Source organism: Polaromonas sp. P1_G2 (assembly GCF_056405515.1).
Window position 1 is genome coordinate 1 of record NZ_JBFUBY010000294.1, and the last position, 16,067, is coordinate 16,067.

General features: G+C 69.0%; 12 protein-coding genes and 4 pseudogenes. All 16 read left to right on the plus strand.

What is annotated here, in order from left to right:
• Nucleotides 1–215, plus strand: a pseudogene (locus AC1D0P_RS21760) (ABC transporter substrate-binding protein); the annotation flags it as partial.
• Nucleotides 212–1,291, plus strand: coding sequence for a FecCD family ABC transporter permease (locus tag AC1D0P_RS21765; RefSeq protein WP_477678656.1), 1,080 nt, complete (start codon nucleotides 212–214; stop codon nucleotides 1,289–1,291). The pseudogene AC1D0P_RS21760 and the gene AC1D0P_RS21765, both read left to right, overlap by 4 nt.
• Nucleotides 1,288–2,073 (plus strand): annotated as a pseudogene (locus tag AC1D0P_RS21770) (ABC transporter ATP-binding protein); the annotation flags it as partial. The gene AC1D0P_RS21765 and the pseudogene AC1D0P_RS21770, both read left to right, overlap by 4 nt.
• Before the next feature lie 27 nt (nucleotides 2,074–2,100).
• Nucleotides 2,101–2,670: a cob(I)yrinic acid a,c-diamide adenosyltransferase gene (gene cobO, locus AC1D0P_RS21775; protein WP_477678667.1), complete on the plus strand. Its 570-nt coding sequence runs from the start codon at nucleotides 2,101–2,103 to the stop codon at nucleotides 2,668–2,670.
• A gap of 2 nt (nucleotides 2,671–2,672) precedes the next feature.
• Nucleotides 2,673–3,668 (plus strand): ABC transporter substrate-binding protein, encoded by a 996-nt coding sequence (locus AC1D0P_RS21780; protein ID WP_477678657.1) that lies wholly within the window; start codon nucleotides 2,673–2,675, stop codon nucleotides 3,666–3,668.
• A 23-nt stretch (nucleotides 3,669–3,691) separates the two neighbouring features.
• The gene (gene cobW / locus AC1D0P_RS21785) at nucleotides 3,692–4,750 is read left to right on the plus strand and encodes a cobalamin biosynthesis protein CobW (protein WP_477678658.1); all 1,059 of its coding nucleotides are present in this window, start codon (nucleotides 3,692–3,694) and stop codon (nucleotides 4,748–4,750) included.
• Between the two features lie 327 nt (nucleotides 4,751–5,077).
• Nucleotides 5,078–8,896: a cobaltochelatase subunit CobN gene (cobN, locus tag AC1D0P_RS21790; RefSeq protein WP_477678659.1), complete on the plus strand. Its 3,819-nt coding sequence runs from the start codon at nucleotides 5,078–5,080 to the stop codon at nucleotides 8,894–8,896.
• Nucleotides 8,893–9,588, plus strand: a pseudogene (locus AC1D0P_RS21795) (ATP-binding protein); the annotation flags it as partial. The gene cobN and the pseudogene AC1D0P_RS21795, both read left to right, overlap by 4 nt.
• Nucleotides 9,589–9,922: 334 nt before the next feature.
• The gene (locus AC1D0P_RS21800) at nucleotides 9,923–10,462 is read left to right on the plus strand and encodes a vWA domain-containing protein (protein ID WP_477678660.1); all 540 of its coding nucleotides are present in this window, start codon (nucleotides 9,923–9,925) and stop codon (nucleotides 10,460–10,462) included.
• 29 nt (nucleotides 10,463–10,491) lie between these two features.
• Nucleotides 10,492–10,887: a DUF1636 family protein gene (locus AC1D0P_RS21805; RefSeq protein WP_477678661.1), complete on the plus strand. Its 396-nt coding sequence runs from the start codon at nucleotides 10,492–10,494 to the stop codon at nucleotides 10,885–10,887.
• Nucleotides 10,888–10,958: 71 nt separating this feature from the next.
• The gene (locus tag AC1D0P_RS21810; protein ID WP_477678662.1) at nucleotides 10,959–11,150 is read left to right on the plus strand and encodes a CbtB domain-containing protein; all 192 of its coding nucleotides are present in this window, start codon (nucleotides 10,959–10,961) and stop codon (nucleotides 11,148–11,150) included.
• 25 nt (nucleotides 11,151–11,175) lie between these two features.
• The gene (locus tag AC1D0P_RS21815; RefSeq protein ID WP_477678663.1) at nucleotides 11,176–11,997 is read left to right on the plus strand and encodes a CbtA family protein; all 822 of its coding nucleotides are present in this window, start codon (nucleotides 11,176–11,178) and stop codon (nucleotides 11,995–11,997) included.
• Nucleotides 11,998–12,081: 84 nt separating this feature from the next.
• Nucleotides 12,082–12,489, plus strand: a pseudogene (gene bluB / locus AC1D0P_RS21820) (5,6-dimethylbenzimidazole synthase); the annotation flags it as partial.
• Between the two features lie 46 nt (nucleotides 12,490–12,535).
• Nucleotides 12,536–13,558 carry an adenosylcobinamide-phosphate synthase CbiB gene (gene cbiB / locus AC1D0P_RS21825; protein ID WP_477678664.1) on the plus strand — a complete coding sequence of 341 codons (1,023 nt, stop codon included), beginning with the start codon at nucleotides 12,536–12,538 and terminating at the stop codon, nucleotides 13,556–13,558.
• Nucleotides 13,555–14,565 (plus strand): aminotransferase class I/II-fold pyridoxal phosphate-dependent enzyme, encoded by a 1,011-nt coding sequence (locus tag AC1D0P_RS21830; protein ID WP_477678665.1) that lies wholly within the window; start codon nucleotides 13,555–13,557, stop codon nucleotides 14,563–14,565. Before cbiB ends, AC1D0P_RS21830 begins: the two co-directional genes overlap by 4 nt.
• Nucleotides 14,562–16,016, plus strand: a complete 1,455-nt coding sequence (locus tag AC1D0P_RS21835) for a cobyric acid synthase (protein WP_477678666.1) — start codon at nucleotides 14,562–14,564, stop codon at nucleotides 16,014–16,016. Before AC1D0P_RS21830 ends, AC1D0P_RS21835 begins: the two co-directional genes overlap by 4 nt.
• Nucleotides 16,017–16,067 lie beyond the last annotated feature (51 nt).

Here is a 16,067-nt window from a genome sequence, read left to right on the forward strand (position 1 = left end):
ACCCCGACCTGATCATGATCGGCCAGCGCAGCGCCGACGGCCTGCAGGCCCGGCCCGGCTGGCAAAGCATTCGTGCGCTGCGCGAACAGCGGGTCTGCATCTTCCCGGCCGAAGAGGCCGATGTGCTGGTGCGTCCCGGCCCGCGCATGGCCGAAGGCGCGCGCCTCATGGCCCGCTGCCTGCTGGACAAGGCACCCAAGGGAGCCAAACCATGATGCAGGCCCGCGTGTGGTGGCTGGTATGGGCCGGTGTTTTGGGCGCGTTGGCCCTGATGCTGCTCGGCATTTGCGTGGGCAGCGCCGGGCTCGAGAATTTAATCGGGCCGCTGCTCAACCCCACGCAGGATCCGTCGCAGACCGCGATGGCACAGCAGATCGTCTGGCAGATCCGCCTGCCGCGCACTCTGGGTGCCTGGGCGGCCGGCGCCTTGCTGGGCCTGGCCGGTGCGGTGGCGCAAGGCCTGTTTCGCAATCCCCTGGCCGATCCCTACTTGCTGGGCAGCGCCTCGGGCGCCTCGCTGGGCGTGGCGCTGGCGCTGGCCGCCCTGGGCGGCGGCGCCGGCATGCTGGGCGGCAGCATGATGAGCGGTGGCGTGGCCGTCAGCGTGTTTTCCAGCAGCCTCTGGGTGCGCCTGGGCCTGACCGGCGCGGCCTTCCTGGGCGCGGTGTTCGCGGTGATGCTCACGCTGGCGCTCTCGCGCGGGGTGGGGCACACGTTACGCCTGCTGCTGGCCGGCGTGGTGGTGGGCGTGGTGCTGGGGGCCATGACGCACCTGGTGCTGCTGTTCTCGCCCGAGTCGCTGCAGGCCATGCAGGCCTTCATGCTGGGCTCGACGGCTTTTGTCGGCTGGACCTCCTGCGTGTTGATGGCCGGCGTGTGGTTGGCCTGCGTGCTGGCGGCATGGCTGCTGGCGCGTGTGCTTGACGGCCTGAGCCTGGGCGACGCCACGGCCGTCAGCCTGGGCCTGCCGGTGGCGCCCATGCGCGCGGCGCTGGTGGCGGTGCTGGCGCTGGCCACCGGCACCGCGGTGGCGCAGACCGGGCTGATCGCCTTTGTGGGCCTGGCCGCGCCGCACCTGGTGCGCTCGGTGGTGAAGACCACGCACGCCCACCTGATGCTGCTCTCCAGCCTGATGGGCGGCGTGCTGCTGATGGCCGCCGACACGTTGGCGCGCGGCCTGATGGCCCCGCAGGAACTGCCCGTGGGCATGCTCACCGCCGTGCTCGGCGGCGGCTACCTGCTGTGGCTGATGCACCGCAGCAGCAACCTGGGCGGAGGGCGCGCGGCATGAGCACCGTGACGAATCCCATCGCACTTCGCGCGCAGGGCATAGCGGCCAGCCTCGGCCATGGCGTGCAAAGGCAGCAGGTGCTGCACGGCATCCACCTGGACATCGCCGCCGCGCGCTGGACCAGCATCGTGGGCCCCAACGGCGCGGGCAAGTCCACCTTGCTCAGGGCCCTGGCCGGCGTGCTGCCGCACAGCGGCGAGGTCAGCCTGCTGGGCCAGCCGCTGCACACCCTGCCGCATCGCGAGCGCGCCCGCCAGCTGGCCTGGCTGGGCCAGAACGAAACCTCGGCCGACGACCTGACCGTGTGGGACGTCGCCATGCTGGGCCGCCTGCCGCACCAGGCCTGGCTGGCGCCTCCCAGCGCCGCCGACCGTGCAGCCGTCGAACAGGCCTTGCGCGCCACCCGCGCCTGGGACTGGCGCGAGCGCGCCCTGGGTCAGCTGTCGGGCGGCGAGCGCCAGCGCGTGCTGCTGGCGCGTGCCCTGGCGGTGCAGGCCCAGGTGCTGCTGATGGACGAACCGCTGGCCAACCTGGATCCGCCGCACCAGGCTGACTGGCTGGACGTGGTGCGTGCCCTGGTGGCCGAAGGCAAGACCGTGGTCAGCGTGCTGCACGAAATCACCATGGCGCTGCAGGCCGACAGCCTGGTGGTGATGGCCGAAGGCCGCGTCACCCACCAGGGCCCCTGCGCCGACCTGGCCACGCATCGCGCGCTGGAAGATGTATTCGACGGGCGCATCGCCGTCCACCCCTTGCAGGGGCAGTGGATCGCGCTGCCCAAAGTCAACCATCCTGGAAAGAAGGCCCCCATGCAGATTGAAACCCCACCTTCGGCCACGCCCTACGAAAGGCCCACCGGCGAGCGCCGCGGTCTCATCCTGGTCAACACCGGCCACGGCAAGGGCAAAAGCACGGCAGCCTTCGGCCTGGCCCTGCGTGCCCACGGCCGGGGCAAGGCCGTCAAGGTCTACCAGTTCATGAAAGTGCCCAGCGCGCGTTTCGGCGAGCACCGGCTGTTCGAGCAACTGGGTGTTCCCATCGAAGGCCTGGGCGACGGCTTCAGTTGGAAGAGCCGCGACCTCGAGCACTCAGCCCAGCTCGCGCTCGATGGCTGGGCCAGGGCCGAGGCCACGATACGCGCCGGCGAGCACTTCATGGTGGTGCTGGACGAAATCATGTACCCGCTGCGCTACGGCTGGATCCCGCTGGAAACCGTGCTCACCTGCCTGCGCGAACGCCCGCCTCACGTGCACGTGGTGCTGACCGGCCGGAATGCGCCGGCCGAGCTGGTGGAGCTGGCGGATACGGTCACTGAAATGACGCTCATCAAACACCATTTCAAAGCCGGCGTACCCGCCCAGCGCGGCATCGAAGACTAGACATGGCCCCCACGCTTTTCACTTCGCCTTCGGCTCCGTGTAATGCGCTGCCCCCCGAGGGGGCGCTGCGCCTGCGGCCCGGCAAAGCCGGTTCCGCGGCCCCGGCTGGTGAAGAGGGATCTCACACGTTTGCCGCGGCGCGTATCGCATTGCGCGTGCTGCCCATGGTGTCATCGCTGGCAGTTCTCGGGCTGCTCTCCGGCTTCGCGATGGCGCAGGGCACGCAGCCTGTCTCGCGCATCGTCACACTGGCGCCTTCGCTGACCGAAGCCGTGTGCGCACTGGGCCGCTGCGCGCAGCTGGTGGGCACCGACCGCCATTCCACCTGGCCCGGGTCGGTGCTGGCGCTGCCCAAGGTGGGCGGGCTGGAGGACGCGCAGATCGAACGCATCGTCACCCTGCGCCCCAATATGGTCTTGCTGGGCCCGCGCAGCCGCGCCGGTGAAAGGCTGCAGGCCCTGGGCGTGCCGGTGATGACCTTTGATGCCCGTACCCACGCCGACCTCAAACGCATGCTGCTGAAGCTCGGCGACATGCTGGGCGAGCCGGCGCGTGCCACGGAACTGGTGGCGCGCATGGAGGCCGAACTCGACGCCGCGGCCGGCCGCATGCCCGCGGCCCTGCGCGGGCGCACCGTTTATGTGGAAGTGGGGGCGGGGTCGTCCGCGGCCAGTGAAAAAAGCTTTATCGGCGAGACGGTGGCCAGGCTGGGCCTGGTCAACGTCGTGGGCGGCGAGCTGGGCCTGTTCCCCAGGATCAACCCCGAGCTGCTGCTGCGCCGCCCGCCCGACATCATCATCGGCCCGCGCGCCACGCTTTCCAACATCGCGGAGCGGCCCGGCTGGAGCGCGCTGCCCGCAGTGCGCCAGCGGCAGCTGTGCCTGCTGGACACCGAGCGCATGGACCTGCTGTCGCGCCCCGGCCCGCGCCTGGGCGAGGCCGCGCAGATGCTGGTGGAATGCCTGAGCGCACTACCACCCGTTAACTCGCCCCGTTAATTTTTTCAAACGAGACTTAACTTATGCAAACCCGAAAAATCCCCGCCACCATCGTCACCGGCTTCCTGGGCAGCGGCAAGACCACGCTGCTGCGGCATCTGCTGGCCAACGCGCAGGGCCGGCGCATCGCGGTCATCGTCAACGAGTTCGGCGAGCTCGGCATCGACGGTGAACTGCTGCGCGGCTGCGGCATAGGCTGCGACGAGAACGGCGAAGAAAACGGGCAACTCTATGAACTCGCCAACGGCTGCCTGTGCTGCACCGTGCAGGAAGAGTTCGCGCCCGTGATGGAAAAACTGGCCGCGCGCCGCGACCAGATCGACCACCTGATCATCGAGACCTCGGGCCTGGCCCTGCCCAAGCCGCTGGTGCAGGCCTTCCAGTGGCCCGCGCTGCGCAACACCTTCACGGTGGATGCGGTGGTGACGGTGGTGGATGCGCCCGCGGTCGCCGCCGGCGATTTTGCCGACGACCCGGTGGCCGTCGATGCCCAGCGCCGCGCCGATGACAACCTCGACCACGAATCGCCGCTGCACGAACTGTTTGAAGACCAGCTCGCCACGGCCGACCTGGTGGTGGTGCACAAGACCGACGGCCTGGACGCCGCCGCGCTGGCCGGCGTGGAAGCCGCCATCCGCGCCGAGACTGCGCCCGGCGTCAAGCTGGTGCATGCGCAGCACGGCCGCATCGACATCGGCGTGCTGCTGGGCCTGGAGCGTGCGGTCGAAGACGTGATCGACCAGCGCAAGACCCACCACGACGAGGAAGAAGACCACGACCACGACGCCTTTGACTCGGTGCAGGTGGCGCTGGACGTGCCCGATCGGGATGCGCTGCTGGCCGCGCTGCGCAGCCTCGTCGAAGGCCATGAGATCTACCGCGTCAAGGGCTTTGTGGCCTTGCCCGGATCGGCCATGCGCCTGGTGGTGCAGGGTGTGGGCACGCGGTTTGACAGCTACTTTGACCGCCCCTGGCGCGACGGTGAAGCGCGGCAGTCGCGCCTGGTGCTGATCGGCTCTGAATTGAATGCCGCCGTCTTGCAGGCTGAGTTGGAGGCTGCCTTGGATAAAACCACGGCCTGAATCGAAATGCACGCTGTAGCTGTACGTTTGTGGAGGGCGCAGGCCGACGGGGCACTCTGCTCCGCGGCTGTCCTCCGCCCTGCGGGCTGCCCTGCGGGCTCCTCCTTTATGCCGCTGCGCAGAATGCCCCGTCGGCCTGCGCCAGGTGCGGTTTGGTTTGTTCAGCCGCTGCACAACCCCAACGCTGATTGCCGAAGAGGGTGGGGTGGGTGGCGTAGCGAAATAAAGGAGGAGCAGTCGGCCTTAGGCCGCTGCGGGGGACATTCGCGTAGCCGCCCATCCCGCCCTCTTCGGCATGCCCAGACTGTTTGAACATTGAAGTAAAAAATGCATTTGCTCTCTACACGCCCAGGCGGCCACGTTGAAGACGGTGGCCAGGGCGTGGTGCGCGTGGAACAAACGCCGGGCGACATCGTGGTGCTCAGCGCGGCCGATACCACGCTGGCTTTGCTGGCCGATGCGGCGCAGCAGTTGCCCGATGGTTTCCCCACTGTGCGCCTGGCGAACCTGATGTGGCTGCGCCAGCCGGCATCTGCCGACATGTATGTGGACGAAGTATTGAAGCATGCGCGCGTGGTGGTGATCGACCATCTTGGGGCAGCCAGCGACTGGGCTTATGTGGTGGAGCGTGTGCGCGAACTGGCCCGCGAACGCGGCCAGTGGCTGGCGTTGTTCTCGGGCGATGCCGCTGAAGACCTGCAACTGCTGATGCGCAGCACCGCCCCGCACGAGGATTGCCGGCAGCTCTGGCGCTGCCTGCGTGAAGGCGGCCGCGACAATGCCCGTACATTTTTTGAATTGATAGGCCACTCTGCTTTTGGCCTGGGCCCGCGCCCCGCACCGCCCGCGGCCCTGCCACCCGCCATGGCCTACCAGCCACGGGAGATAGCGCCATGGCAGGACGGCGTACCCGCCGCGCTGCTGGTGTTTTACCGCGCCCATGTGCAGGCCGGCAACACCGCGGTGTTTGACGCCATGCTGGCGGCGCTTCACGGTGCGGGCCTCAACACCGTGGCCGTGGCGGTGGATTCGCTGAAAACTCCCGCCAGCCTGGCGCTGCTGCGGTCGCTGGCCGCCGAGCACCAGGTCGGCGTGGTGCTCAACGCCACCAGTTTCGCCATCACCGCGCTCGATGGCGACGACGCCGACAGCGTGGACGGCGCGCTGATGGAGCCGCTGGCCGGCGACGCCCCGGTGCTGCAACTGATCACCGCGGGCTGCTCGCAAGAGCAATGGCAGGACGATCCGCACGGCCTGGCGCCGCGCGACCTGGCGATGCAGGTGGTGCTGCCCGAGGTGGACGGCCGCATCGGTACGCGCGCCATCAGCTTCAAGGGCCTGGCCTGGCGCGATGAACGCACCGAGGTCGACGTGGTGCGCTACCAGCCCGAGCCCGAACGCATGGCCTTTGTGGCCGAACTGGCGCGCCGCTGGTGCGTTCTGCGCGGCAAGCCGAATGCAGACAAGCGCGTGGCGCTGGTCCTGGCCAACTACCCCAATGACGATGCGCGCCTCGCCAACGGCGTGGGCCTGGACACGCCGGCCTCCACCGTGGCCTTGCTGCGCGCCATGCAGGGTGCGGGTTATGCCACCGGCGATCTGCCCGAGGGCGGTGACGCACTGATTGCAGCGCTGGTGGCGGGTGTCACCAACAACCTCGACGCCAACGACGTGCGGCCCGCCGGCCAGAGCCTGGCCATGGACCACTACCTGGAAGATTTCAATCGCCTGGACGCCGCCGGCCGCGATGCTGTCAATGCCTTGTGGGGCGTGCCCGAACAGGACCCCATGGTGCGCAGCGGCCGCTTCATGGTGTCCGGCCTGCGCCTGGGCCATGTGTTTGTGGGCATACAGCCCGCGCGCGGGCGCGACCTGGACCTGGTCGCCACCTATCACGACGCCGACCTGGTGCCCACGCATAACTACCTGGCGTTTTATTTCTGGCTGCGCCGCAGTTTTGCGGTGGACGCTGTGGTGCACGTGGGCAAACACGGCAACCTTGAATGGCTGCCCGGCAAAAGCGTGGCGCTGGGCGCGGCCTGCTGGCCCGACGCCATCCTGGGTCCCTTGCCGCACCTGTATCCCTTTATCGTCAACGACCCCGGCGAGGGCAGCCAGGCCAAGCGCCGCACCCAGGCGGTCATCATCGACCACCTGATGCCGGCGCTGACCCGCGCCGAGACTTACGGCCCGCTGCAAAAGCTGGAGCGGCAGATGGACGAGTACTACGAGGCCCTGTCGCTGGACCCCCGGCGCGCGCAGCGCCTGCGCGTGGACATCCTGGAGCGCGTGCTCAGCGAAGGCCTGCACGCTGAGCTGGGTTTTGCCAAACCCGTGGACGAGGCGGCGCGCCAGGCGCTGCTGCAGCGGCTCGACGCCTACCTCTGCGAGATCAAGGAATCGCAGATCCGCGACGGCCTGCACATCCTGGGTAGCTCGCCGCAGGGCCGCCAGCAGGTTGATACGCTGGTGGCGCTGGCGCGTTTCCCTGGTGGCTCGGCCGCCGGCCAGCGCAGCTTGCTGGTGGCATTGGCCCAGGATTTGAAGCTGGATGGCGTCGGGGGCTTCAATGCACTCAGCCCCGAGTGGGCCGCTCCATGGACCGGCCCCCATCCCGCGGTGTTGCAGCAGTTGAGTCCCGAAGCCTGGCGCCACGCCGGCCACACGCGCGAGCGTTTGGAATTGCTGGCCCGGCAACTCGTCGCGGACCATGTCATCGCCGGCGAACCCTGGGATGCGGCCGCCTGGCCGCACACCGCGCCGGTGCTGCAACGCATGCACCAGGTGCTGCGCCCGCGCCTGGACGCCTGCGGCCCGCAGGAGATCGCCCAGTGCCTGCGGGGCTTGTCGGGCATGTTTGTACCCGCGGGCCCCAGTGGCGCGCCCTCGCGCGGCCGGCCTGACGTGCTGCCCACGGGGCGCAACTTCTATTCGGTGGACACACGCGCCGTGCCCACGCAGACCGCCTACGCCATGGGCGCCGCCGCTGCCGAGCGTGTGGTCGAACGCCACCTGCAGGACCACGGCGAGATGCTGCGCTGCCTGGGCCTGTCGGTCTGGGGCACCAGCACCATGCGCACCGGCGGCGAGGACATTGCCCAGGCTTTCGCGCTGCTGGGCGTGCGGCCCAAATGGGCTGACGGCAGCAGCCGCGTGGTGGACATCGAAGTGCTGCCCATGGCCATCAAAAACCGGCCGCGCGTGGACGTGACCCTGCGCGTATCGGGTTTCTTCCGCGACGCCTTCCCCAATGTGATCGACCTGTTCGATACCGCCGTGCGCGCCGKGGCCGCGATCAGCGAAGAGGACGAACCCGACGAGGTGAACCCGATACGCGCCCGCGTGCGGCGCGAAGCGCAAGAGGCGCAGGGCAGGGGCCTCAGCGCCGAGGCCGCCGAGCGCGAGGCCAGCTGGCGCGTGTTCGGCCCGCGCCCCGGCGGCTACGGCGCCGGGCTGCAGGAAGTCATGGCCAGCGGCCGCTGGAACGACGGCGCCGACCTGGCCCAGGCCTATCTGCGCGCCGGTGCCTTTGCCTACGGCCAGGGCGAACACGGCGCGGCCGCACGCCGCAGTTTCGAGCAGCGCCTGGCCGGCCTGGACGCTGTGCTGCACAACCAGGACAACCGAGAGCACGACGTGCTCGATTCGGACGACTACTACCAGTTCCAGGGCGGCATGGCGGTGGCGGTGGAGCAGCTGGCCGGCGCGCCGGCCGCGCTCTACCACGGCGACTTCAGCGTGCCGGGTGCGCCGCGCATACGCACGCTGGGCGAGGAAGTGGCGCGTGTCGTGCGTTCGCGCGCCGTGAATCCCAAGTGGCTGGAAGGTGTGCGCCGCCACGGCTACAAGGGCGCTTTCGAGATGGCGGCCACGGTGGACTACCTGTTCGCCTTTGACGCCACCACCGGCGTGGTGGGCGACCACCAGTACGCGCTGGTGGCCGAGGCCTATCTGCACGACGACACCAACCGTGCATTTTTGCAGCGGCACAACCCCGGCGCGCTGCKCAGCATCGGCGAGCGCCTGCTCGAAGCCGTGCGGCGCGGCCTGTGGCAGGCGCCCGGTGAGCACCGCGAGCGCATTGAAGAACATCTGCTGGCGCTGGAGCGCCGGCTTGAAGAACACGGAGAAGGACCCCTGGCATGAACCACCCTGAACTGAACATTTCCGCTGAGGCCATTGAGCCCGCCGCGCGCGCGGCCTTTCCCTTCACCGCGCTGGTCGGCCAGCCGCAGCTGCAGCGCGCGCTGCAGCTGGCGGCCATAGATCCCGGCATCGGCGGTGTGCTGATCAGCGGCCCGCGCGGCACGGCCAAGTCCACGGCAGCGCGCGCCCTGGCCGCGCTGCTGCCTGACGCGCCCTTTGTCACCTTGCCGCTGGCCGCCAGCCTGGAGCAGCTGGTGGGCACCCTGAATGTCGAAGATGTGCTGCGCGACGGCAAGGTGCGCCTGGCGCCCGGCCTGCTGGCGCGGGCCCACAAGGGCGTGCTGTATGTGGACGAAGTCAACCTGCTGCCCGACGCACTGGTAGACGCCTTGCTCGACGCGGCCGCCAGCGGCGTGAACACGGTGGAGCGCGACGGCATTTCGCGCCAGCATGCCGCGCGCTTCGTGCTGGTGGGCACCATGAATCCGGAGGAGGGCGAGCTGCGCCCGCAGCTGCTGGACCGCTTCGGCCTGTCGGTGGCGCTGGCCAATCCGGTGGATGCGCAGCAGCGCACCGCCATCCTCCGTGCGCGCCTGGGTTTTGATGAAAACCCGGCCGCACTCGGCGAGCAACATGCGGAAGAACAACGCAGGCTCAGCGCCGCGCTGGWGGCGGCCCGCTCCGCGCTGCCGCGCCTCACCTGGCCTGAGGCCGTGCTGAACCGCAGGCACCGGCGAATGCCCCGGAACGGCAGCAGCCCCCACACAGCCCGGAGCGCCCTCAAGATGAACCGTCCGCAGCATCCACGCCGCAAGGTGATTGGGGCGCGTTGCCGGCGCAGCCCGAAGGCATGGCCAAGGTCCAGCGCATCGCGGGGTGGCCGCCAAAAAAAGCCTAGGCCACCCCGGCCGCCGCCCGCGCAACGGGCCCGGCGGCCGGCGGTGGCCTCCACCCCAGCTTCCTCCCGCAAGCGTCGCGGCGCAGGGGGGCGCGCAGCACAGTGCCGCCATCGCCTGGCTGCCCACCGTGGTGGCCAAAGGGCCCGCGCCGCTGCGGCGCGAGCATCTGCGCCGCCAGCCCGTGGCGCTGCGCGGCAGCCGGCTGCATTGCATCGTGCTCGACACCTCGGGCTCCATGCGCGCGCGTGGCCGCCTGGCGCTRGCCAAGGGCCATGCAGCCTTCATGATCGAGCAGGCCGCGCGCCAGGGCGACGACGTGGCACTGCTGCGCTTCGGCGGGCAGGGCGTCGAGTTATTGCTGCCGCCGGGCCGCGCACGCGCCGCCGGCAGCCAGCGCCTGCGTCCCGTCGGCGGTGGCGGTGGCACGCCTTTGGCCGAAGCGCTTGTCCAGGCCGAAAGGCTGCTGCAGCGCAGCCTGCGCAAAAGCGGCCCCACCGAATGCTGGCTGTGGCTGCTGACGGACGGCCGCACGCTGGAGAAGCCCCAGGCGCCGCTGGCGGCGCAGCATCTCGTGATCGTGGACTTTGATGATCCGCACAAACCCCTGGGCCGCTGTGCCGCCTGGGCCGCGCGCTGGGGTGCGGAACACCACCTGGCGCCAGCTTGACCTCCCCATTGCAAAACGAACCCTTAACAATGTCCGATACCGAAATCATTGTCTGCACCACTTGCCGCCCGCCGGGCGCATCGCGCGAACTGCCGGCCCACGGCCTGGCCCTGTTCGAGGCCGTGCAGGACGCGTTGCTGGTGTGCGAGCTCGACACCGGGGAACACAAAGGCCTGCAGCTGCGCGGCCTGGCCTGCATGAGCGGCTGCTCCCGCGCCTGCACCGTGACCTTGCAGGCGCCGGGCAAATTCAGCTATTACTTCGGCGATCTGGTCCCCGACGCCGAGACTGCGGCCCAGGTGCTGGCCTGCGCCCAACTGCACAAGCACAGCGCCGACGGCAACCTGGCCCGGAACTCGCGGCCCGAGCGCCTGCGCGGCGGTATCCTGGCGCGGCTGCCCCCCGTCGGCCAGGGCTCGACATGACGCACCGAATCCATTACGTTTGATTTATTTCACCCTCCCTTCCATTTACCACTTACTTCAAGGAGATCGCCATGACCGAACCGACAACGCTGACCCACAGCCCTTCCCACACCCTCAACCCCGGCCTGGCCGTGCTGCGTCCGCTGTTCGGCGCCGCGGCACTGGGCTTTGTCGTCCTCTACGGCGTGGCCTTTGCCGAGAGCCCGCTGGCGCACAACGCCGCGCACGATGTGCGCCACATCACCGTCAAACCTTGCCATTGAGCTGTACTTTCACCGGGAGACATCCATGATTTTCCAACGATTGATCTGGGCTGCCCTGGCCACCGCGGTGGTGGTGGGCAGCGTGCAAACCGGCATGCAGCGCTGGCAAGCCGCCCCACTGATCCTGGCGGCTGAGGTGTATGAAGAGCAAAAGGCCGAGGCTCCCAAGCCTGCCGAAGCGCCCGCTGCCCACACGCATGCCGAAGGCGCGGCGCCTCACGAGCACGGCACCGCCAAGGAATGGGAGCCCGCAAACGGCGCCGAACGCATTGGCTGGACCTGGGTGGCCAACATCCTGCACGCTTTCAGCATGGCATTGCTGCTGTTTGCGGTCATGGGCGTATGGCTTTACCGGCGCGGCGGCGCGGTGGCCTCGCTGCGCCTGGCCGGCCTGGTGGCGGCGGCCGGCTGGCTGAGCTTTCACCTCTGGCCCTCGCTGGGCCTGCATGCGGAAGTGCCCGGCATGGAGGCCGCGCCATTGCAGGCCCGCCAGGTCTGGTGGGTGCTGGCGGTGGCCAGTGCGGCCGGCGCTTGCGCCGTGGCCGGTTTTGCACGCGCATCCTGGCGCTGGCTGGTGGCCGCTGCCTTGCTGGCGCTGCCCTTTGTGGTGGGCGCGCCCAAGCTGCAGGGCGATGCCCTGGCCGGCTTCGGCCCTGAAGCCCATGCCGCGCTGGAGCAACTGGGCACGCAGTTCATCTGGGCCACCACCTGGGTGTCCCTGTCGTTCTGGGTCTGTATGGGCCTGGCCGGCGGATGGGCCTTCCAGCRCTGGGTACGCCCGGCCTTGCTGGCGGTGCTGCAACGTACTGAGGCGCCTGCTGTCGGCGCCGTGCAAGCACCGCAGTGAGCGCTGTGACGGGTTTGGTCCCGGCCGGGGGTCCGGCCACGCCCGGCCACGCCTTCAGCGCCGCTGAGCAGGAGGCGGTGTACCCGCGAAGACGAGTTCATGAAACTCAAAGTGCAGGGCGTGCTGGATGCCGCCGAGGTGCTGGTGGTGGCGCTGCCGCCGGGGCGGGAGCAGCATGTGTTCGGCCGCCGCACGCTGCCCGAGATGGACCTGGCCTCGGCGGCCTGCGCCATCCAGAACCTCTGGCTCGCGGCGCGTGCCGAAGGGCTGGGCATGGGCTGGGTCTCGATCTTTGATCCGCTGCAACTGGCCGCGCTGCTGCACATGCCCGAGGGCAGCCAGCCGATCGCCGTGCTGTGCCTGGGACCGGTGCAGGCTTTTTACGACCAGCCCATGCTGCAGGCCGAAAAGTGGGCGCGCCGCGCGCCGCTGGCCGAGATGGTGTTTGAGGACCGATGGGGCGCCGCCCCCACTTCCCAAGAGGTGCCATGACGATTCCCGACGAGCCCCGACGGTCTGCCTCGCTTTGCCGCCGTCCATGATCTGGACCGGTTTTTACCTTTCACCCGGCCTGCCGTATGCCGCCGGTTGCCTGGCGCTGGCCCTGGGGCTGGCGCTGTGGATAGATCGGCACATGGGCGAGCCGCCTTCGCCCGTCCACCCGGTGGTCTGGATGGGCAACTACCTGAAACTCTGCGGCGGCGTGACGGTGCACTGCCCACCCGCGACGGCATTCTGGCTGGGCGCGCTGGCCTGGTGGCTGGGCGTGGCACTGGTGGGCGTCGTGGCCTGGGGCGCGCAGGCACTGGTGTTCTGGCAACTGGCCGGCTACGTCGCGGCGCCGGACTGGCAGGGCGCGGTCGACACCGCCTTGCTGGTGGTGCTGATGGCCTGGTTGCTCAAATGCATGATGTCCTGGCGCATGCTGCGCGAAGAGGTCGGCGCGGTCGAGCTGGCGCTGGGCCAGTCGCTGGAAGCCGGGCGCGAGCGCCTGTCCTGGCTTGTGAGCCGCGACACCAGGCAACTCAGTGCCAGCCAGGTGCGCGAAAGCGCGATCGAATCGCTCGCCGAAAACCTCAACGACTCCGTGGTGGCGCCCCTCTTCTGGTTTGTACTGTTCGGCCTGCCCGGCGCCGCCATCTACCGCTTCGCCAACACCGCCGATGCCATGTGGGGCTACCGCGGCACTTATCGCGGCAAGCACTGGGAATGGGCCGGCAAGTGGGCTGCGCGCGCGGACGACGTGCTGTCGTGGGTGCCGGCGCGCCYCACCGCGCTGCTGCTCGCGCTGGTGGCACGCGGCCTGCCGTTTCACGCTTTGCATCAAGAAGCGCGCAAGACCCCATCGCCCAATAGCGGCTGGCCCATGGCGGCCATGGCCCTGGCGCTGGGTGTTTCGCTGGGCAAACCCGGCGTCTACACGCTGAACCCTGAAGGCCGGCCGCCCGCCGCGGCGGACACGTCGCTGGCCCAGGGCCTGGCCGCCAAGGCAGTGTTTGCGCTGGTCGTCCTGGCCACGGCGGTGCTGCTGCTGGCCGCGGTGCTGGTGGAGTCGGCATGAGCGCGAAACACCGCACCCATGGCGGACCCGATGGCCTGGGCATTCCGCTGCATGACTTTTCAACCAACAGCAATGCCTGCGGGCCTTGCCCTTCGGCAATCGTGGCCGTCCAGCGGGCCGATGCCACGCGTTATCCCGACGCCTGCTACACGGTTTTGCGCCGGCAACTGGCGGCCTTCCATGGCGTGGACGAGGCGCGTGTGCTGCCGGCCGCGAGCGCCAGTGAATTCATCTTTCGCATCACGGCTCTGGCGGTCGGGCAGGGCGCGCGTGCCATCTGGCTGCCGCCGCTCAGTTATGGCGATTACGCGCAGGCCGCGGATGCGCAGGGCATGGCGGTGGCCGGCAAACCTGAGGATGCGCAACTGCTCTGGGCCTGCGAGCCTTCCAGCCCACTTGGGGCCGCACAGCAAGGCTTGAGCGCGCTTGTCGACGGTCGGGGCACGCAAACGCTTGTCGTGCTGGACCGTGCTTACGAGCCGCTGAGGCTTAGCGCCGCGCCTACGCTTTCGCCGCAACAACTCAACAACACCTGGCAGCTCTGGACGCCCAACAAGGCGCTTGGCCTGACCGGCGTGCGCGCGGCCTATGTGATTGCGCCGCTGGGGCAAGAGGGCAGCGCTGCTGCGCTCGAGCAGCTCTGCCCCTCCTGGCCGGTGGGTGCGCACGGCGAGGCCATGCTGATGGCCTGGACCGGCCACGAGGCGCAGGACTGGCTGGCCGCCAGCCTCGAGACCTTGCGTGAATGGAAGGCCCGGCAGATCGCGGTATGCGAATCGCTGGGCTGGCGCTGCCTGCCCAGCGACGCGAATTTTTTCTGCGCGCAACCGGCCTTGCCGGAAGGCCAGAACCTGCAACAGGCCCTGGCCGCGTTGCGCGCCCAGGGCATCAAGCTGCGCGACACGGCTTCCTTCGGCCTGCCCGGCCATGTGCGCCTGGGCGTGCAGCCGCCCGCCGTGCAGGATGCGCTGCACAATGCGTGGCAACAACTTTTTAGAACCACATGAGCGCAAAAAGTGTCATGGTGCTGGGCACCACCAGCGGCGCCGGCAAAAGCTGGCTGACGACCGCGCTGTGCCGTTATTACGCACGGCAAGGACTCAAGGTTGCGCCGTTTAAAGCGCAGAACATGAGCAACAACGCCAGGGTGGTGGAGCAGGGCGAGATCGGCAGCGCCCAGTATTTCCAGGCGCTGGCGGCGAGAGCCGTGCCCGACGTGCGCATGAACCCGTTGCTGCTCAAGCCCGAAAAAGACACCCAAAGCCAGGTCGTGCTGATGGGGCAGGTCAATGCCGAACTGTCGCGCATGGAATGGCGCGGCCGCAGCGCCTCGGTCTGGCCTGTGGTGTCGCGGGCGCTTGATGAACTGATCGCCGAGAACGACGTGGTGGTGATGGAGGGCGCGGGATCGCCGGCAGAGATCAACCTCAAGGCCAGCGACATCGTCAACATGCGCGCCGCGCAGCACGCCCATGCGGCCTGCCTGCTGGTGACCGACATAGACAGCGGCGGCGCGTTCGCGCATCTCTACGGCACCTGGGCCATGCTGGACGAAGCCGAGCGAAAACTCATCAAAGGCTTTGTGCTCAACAAATTCCGCGGTGACGCCAAACTGCTGGCGCCGGGACCGCAGATGCTGCAGGACATGACCGGCATTCCGACAGTGGCCACCTTGCCCATGTGGTGGCAGCACGGCCTGCCCGAGGAAGACGGGGTCTTTGACGACCGCAGCGTGGCTTCGGGCGCGATCAGCACCACGGTTGCCGTGGTCGCCTATCCGCGCATCAGCAACCTCGACGAATTCCAGCCGCTCAAGAATGTGCCCGGTGTGCGCCTCAAGTGGGCGCGCAGCCCGGCGGAGCTGATGGGCGCCGACTGGGTGATCCTGCCCGGTTCCAAACACACCAGCGGCGACCTGGCCTGGCTGCGCGCGCAGGGGCTGGACCAGGCCGTGGCAGCGCACGCGGGCCGGGGCGGCGCGGTGCTGGGCATTTGCGGCGGCCTGCAGATGCTGGGCGAGGCGCTGATAGACCCGCACGGCATAGACGGCAACGCGCCCGGCCTGGGCCTGCTGCCGGTGGTCACGGTGTTTGACGAAGCCAAGACCGTGCGGCACCGCCAGGCCGGGTTCACACCGCTGCGCGGGCTATGGGCCGCCTTGTCGGGTGTCGAAGTGCAGGGTTATGAAATCCACCACGGCCAGACGGCCCCGCATTCGGCCATGGCCGCGGCGGGGGACATCGCGCATGCCGTGATGCCCGAGGGGCTGGCCTGGCAGAACCATGCCGGCAATGTGCTGGGCCTTTATTTACATGGCATGTTTGAAGACCCACGCGTGCTGCAGGCGCTGTTCGGCGCGGCCGCGCCCACGCTGGATTCGGTGTTCGACGGCCTGGCCGACTATATCGGCGAGCATTTCGCGCCGGATGTTCTGCAGTCGCTGATAGACGCCCGGTAGGGCGTCAGGGCACGCGCCTGAGCGGCCCGAAACAGGCCTCCAGTGAAGCGG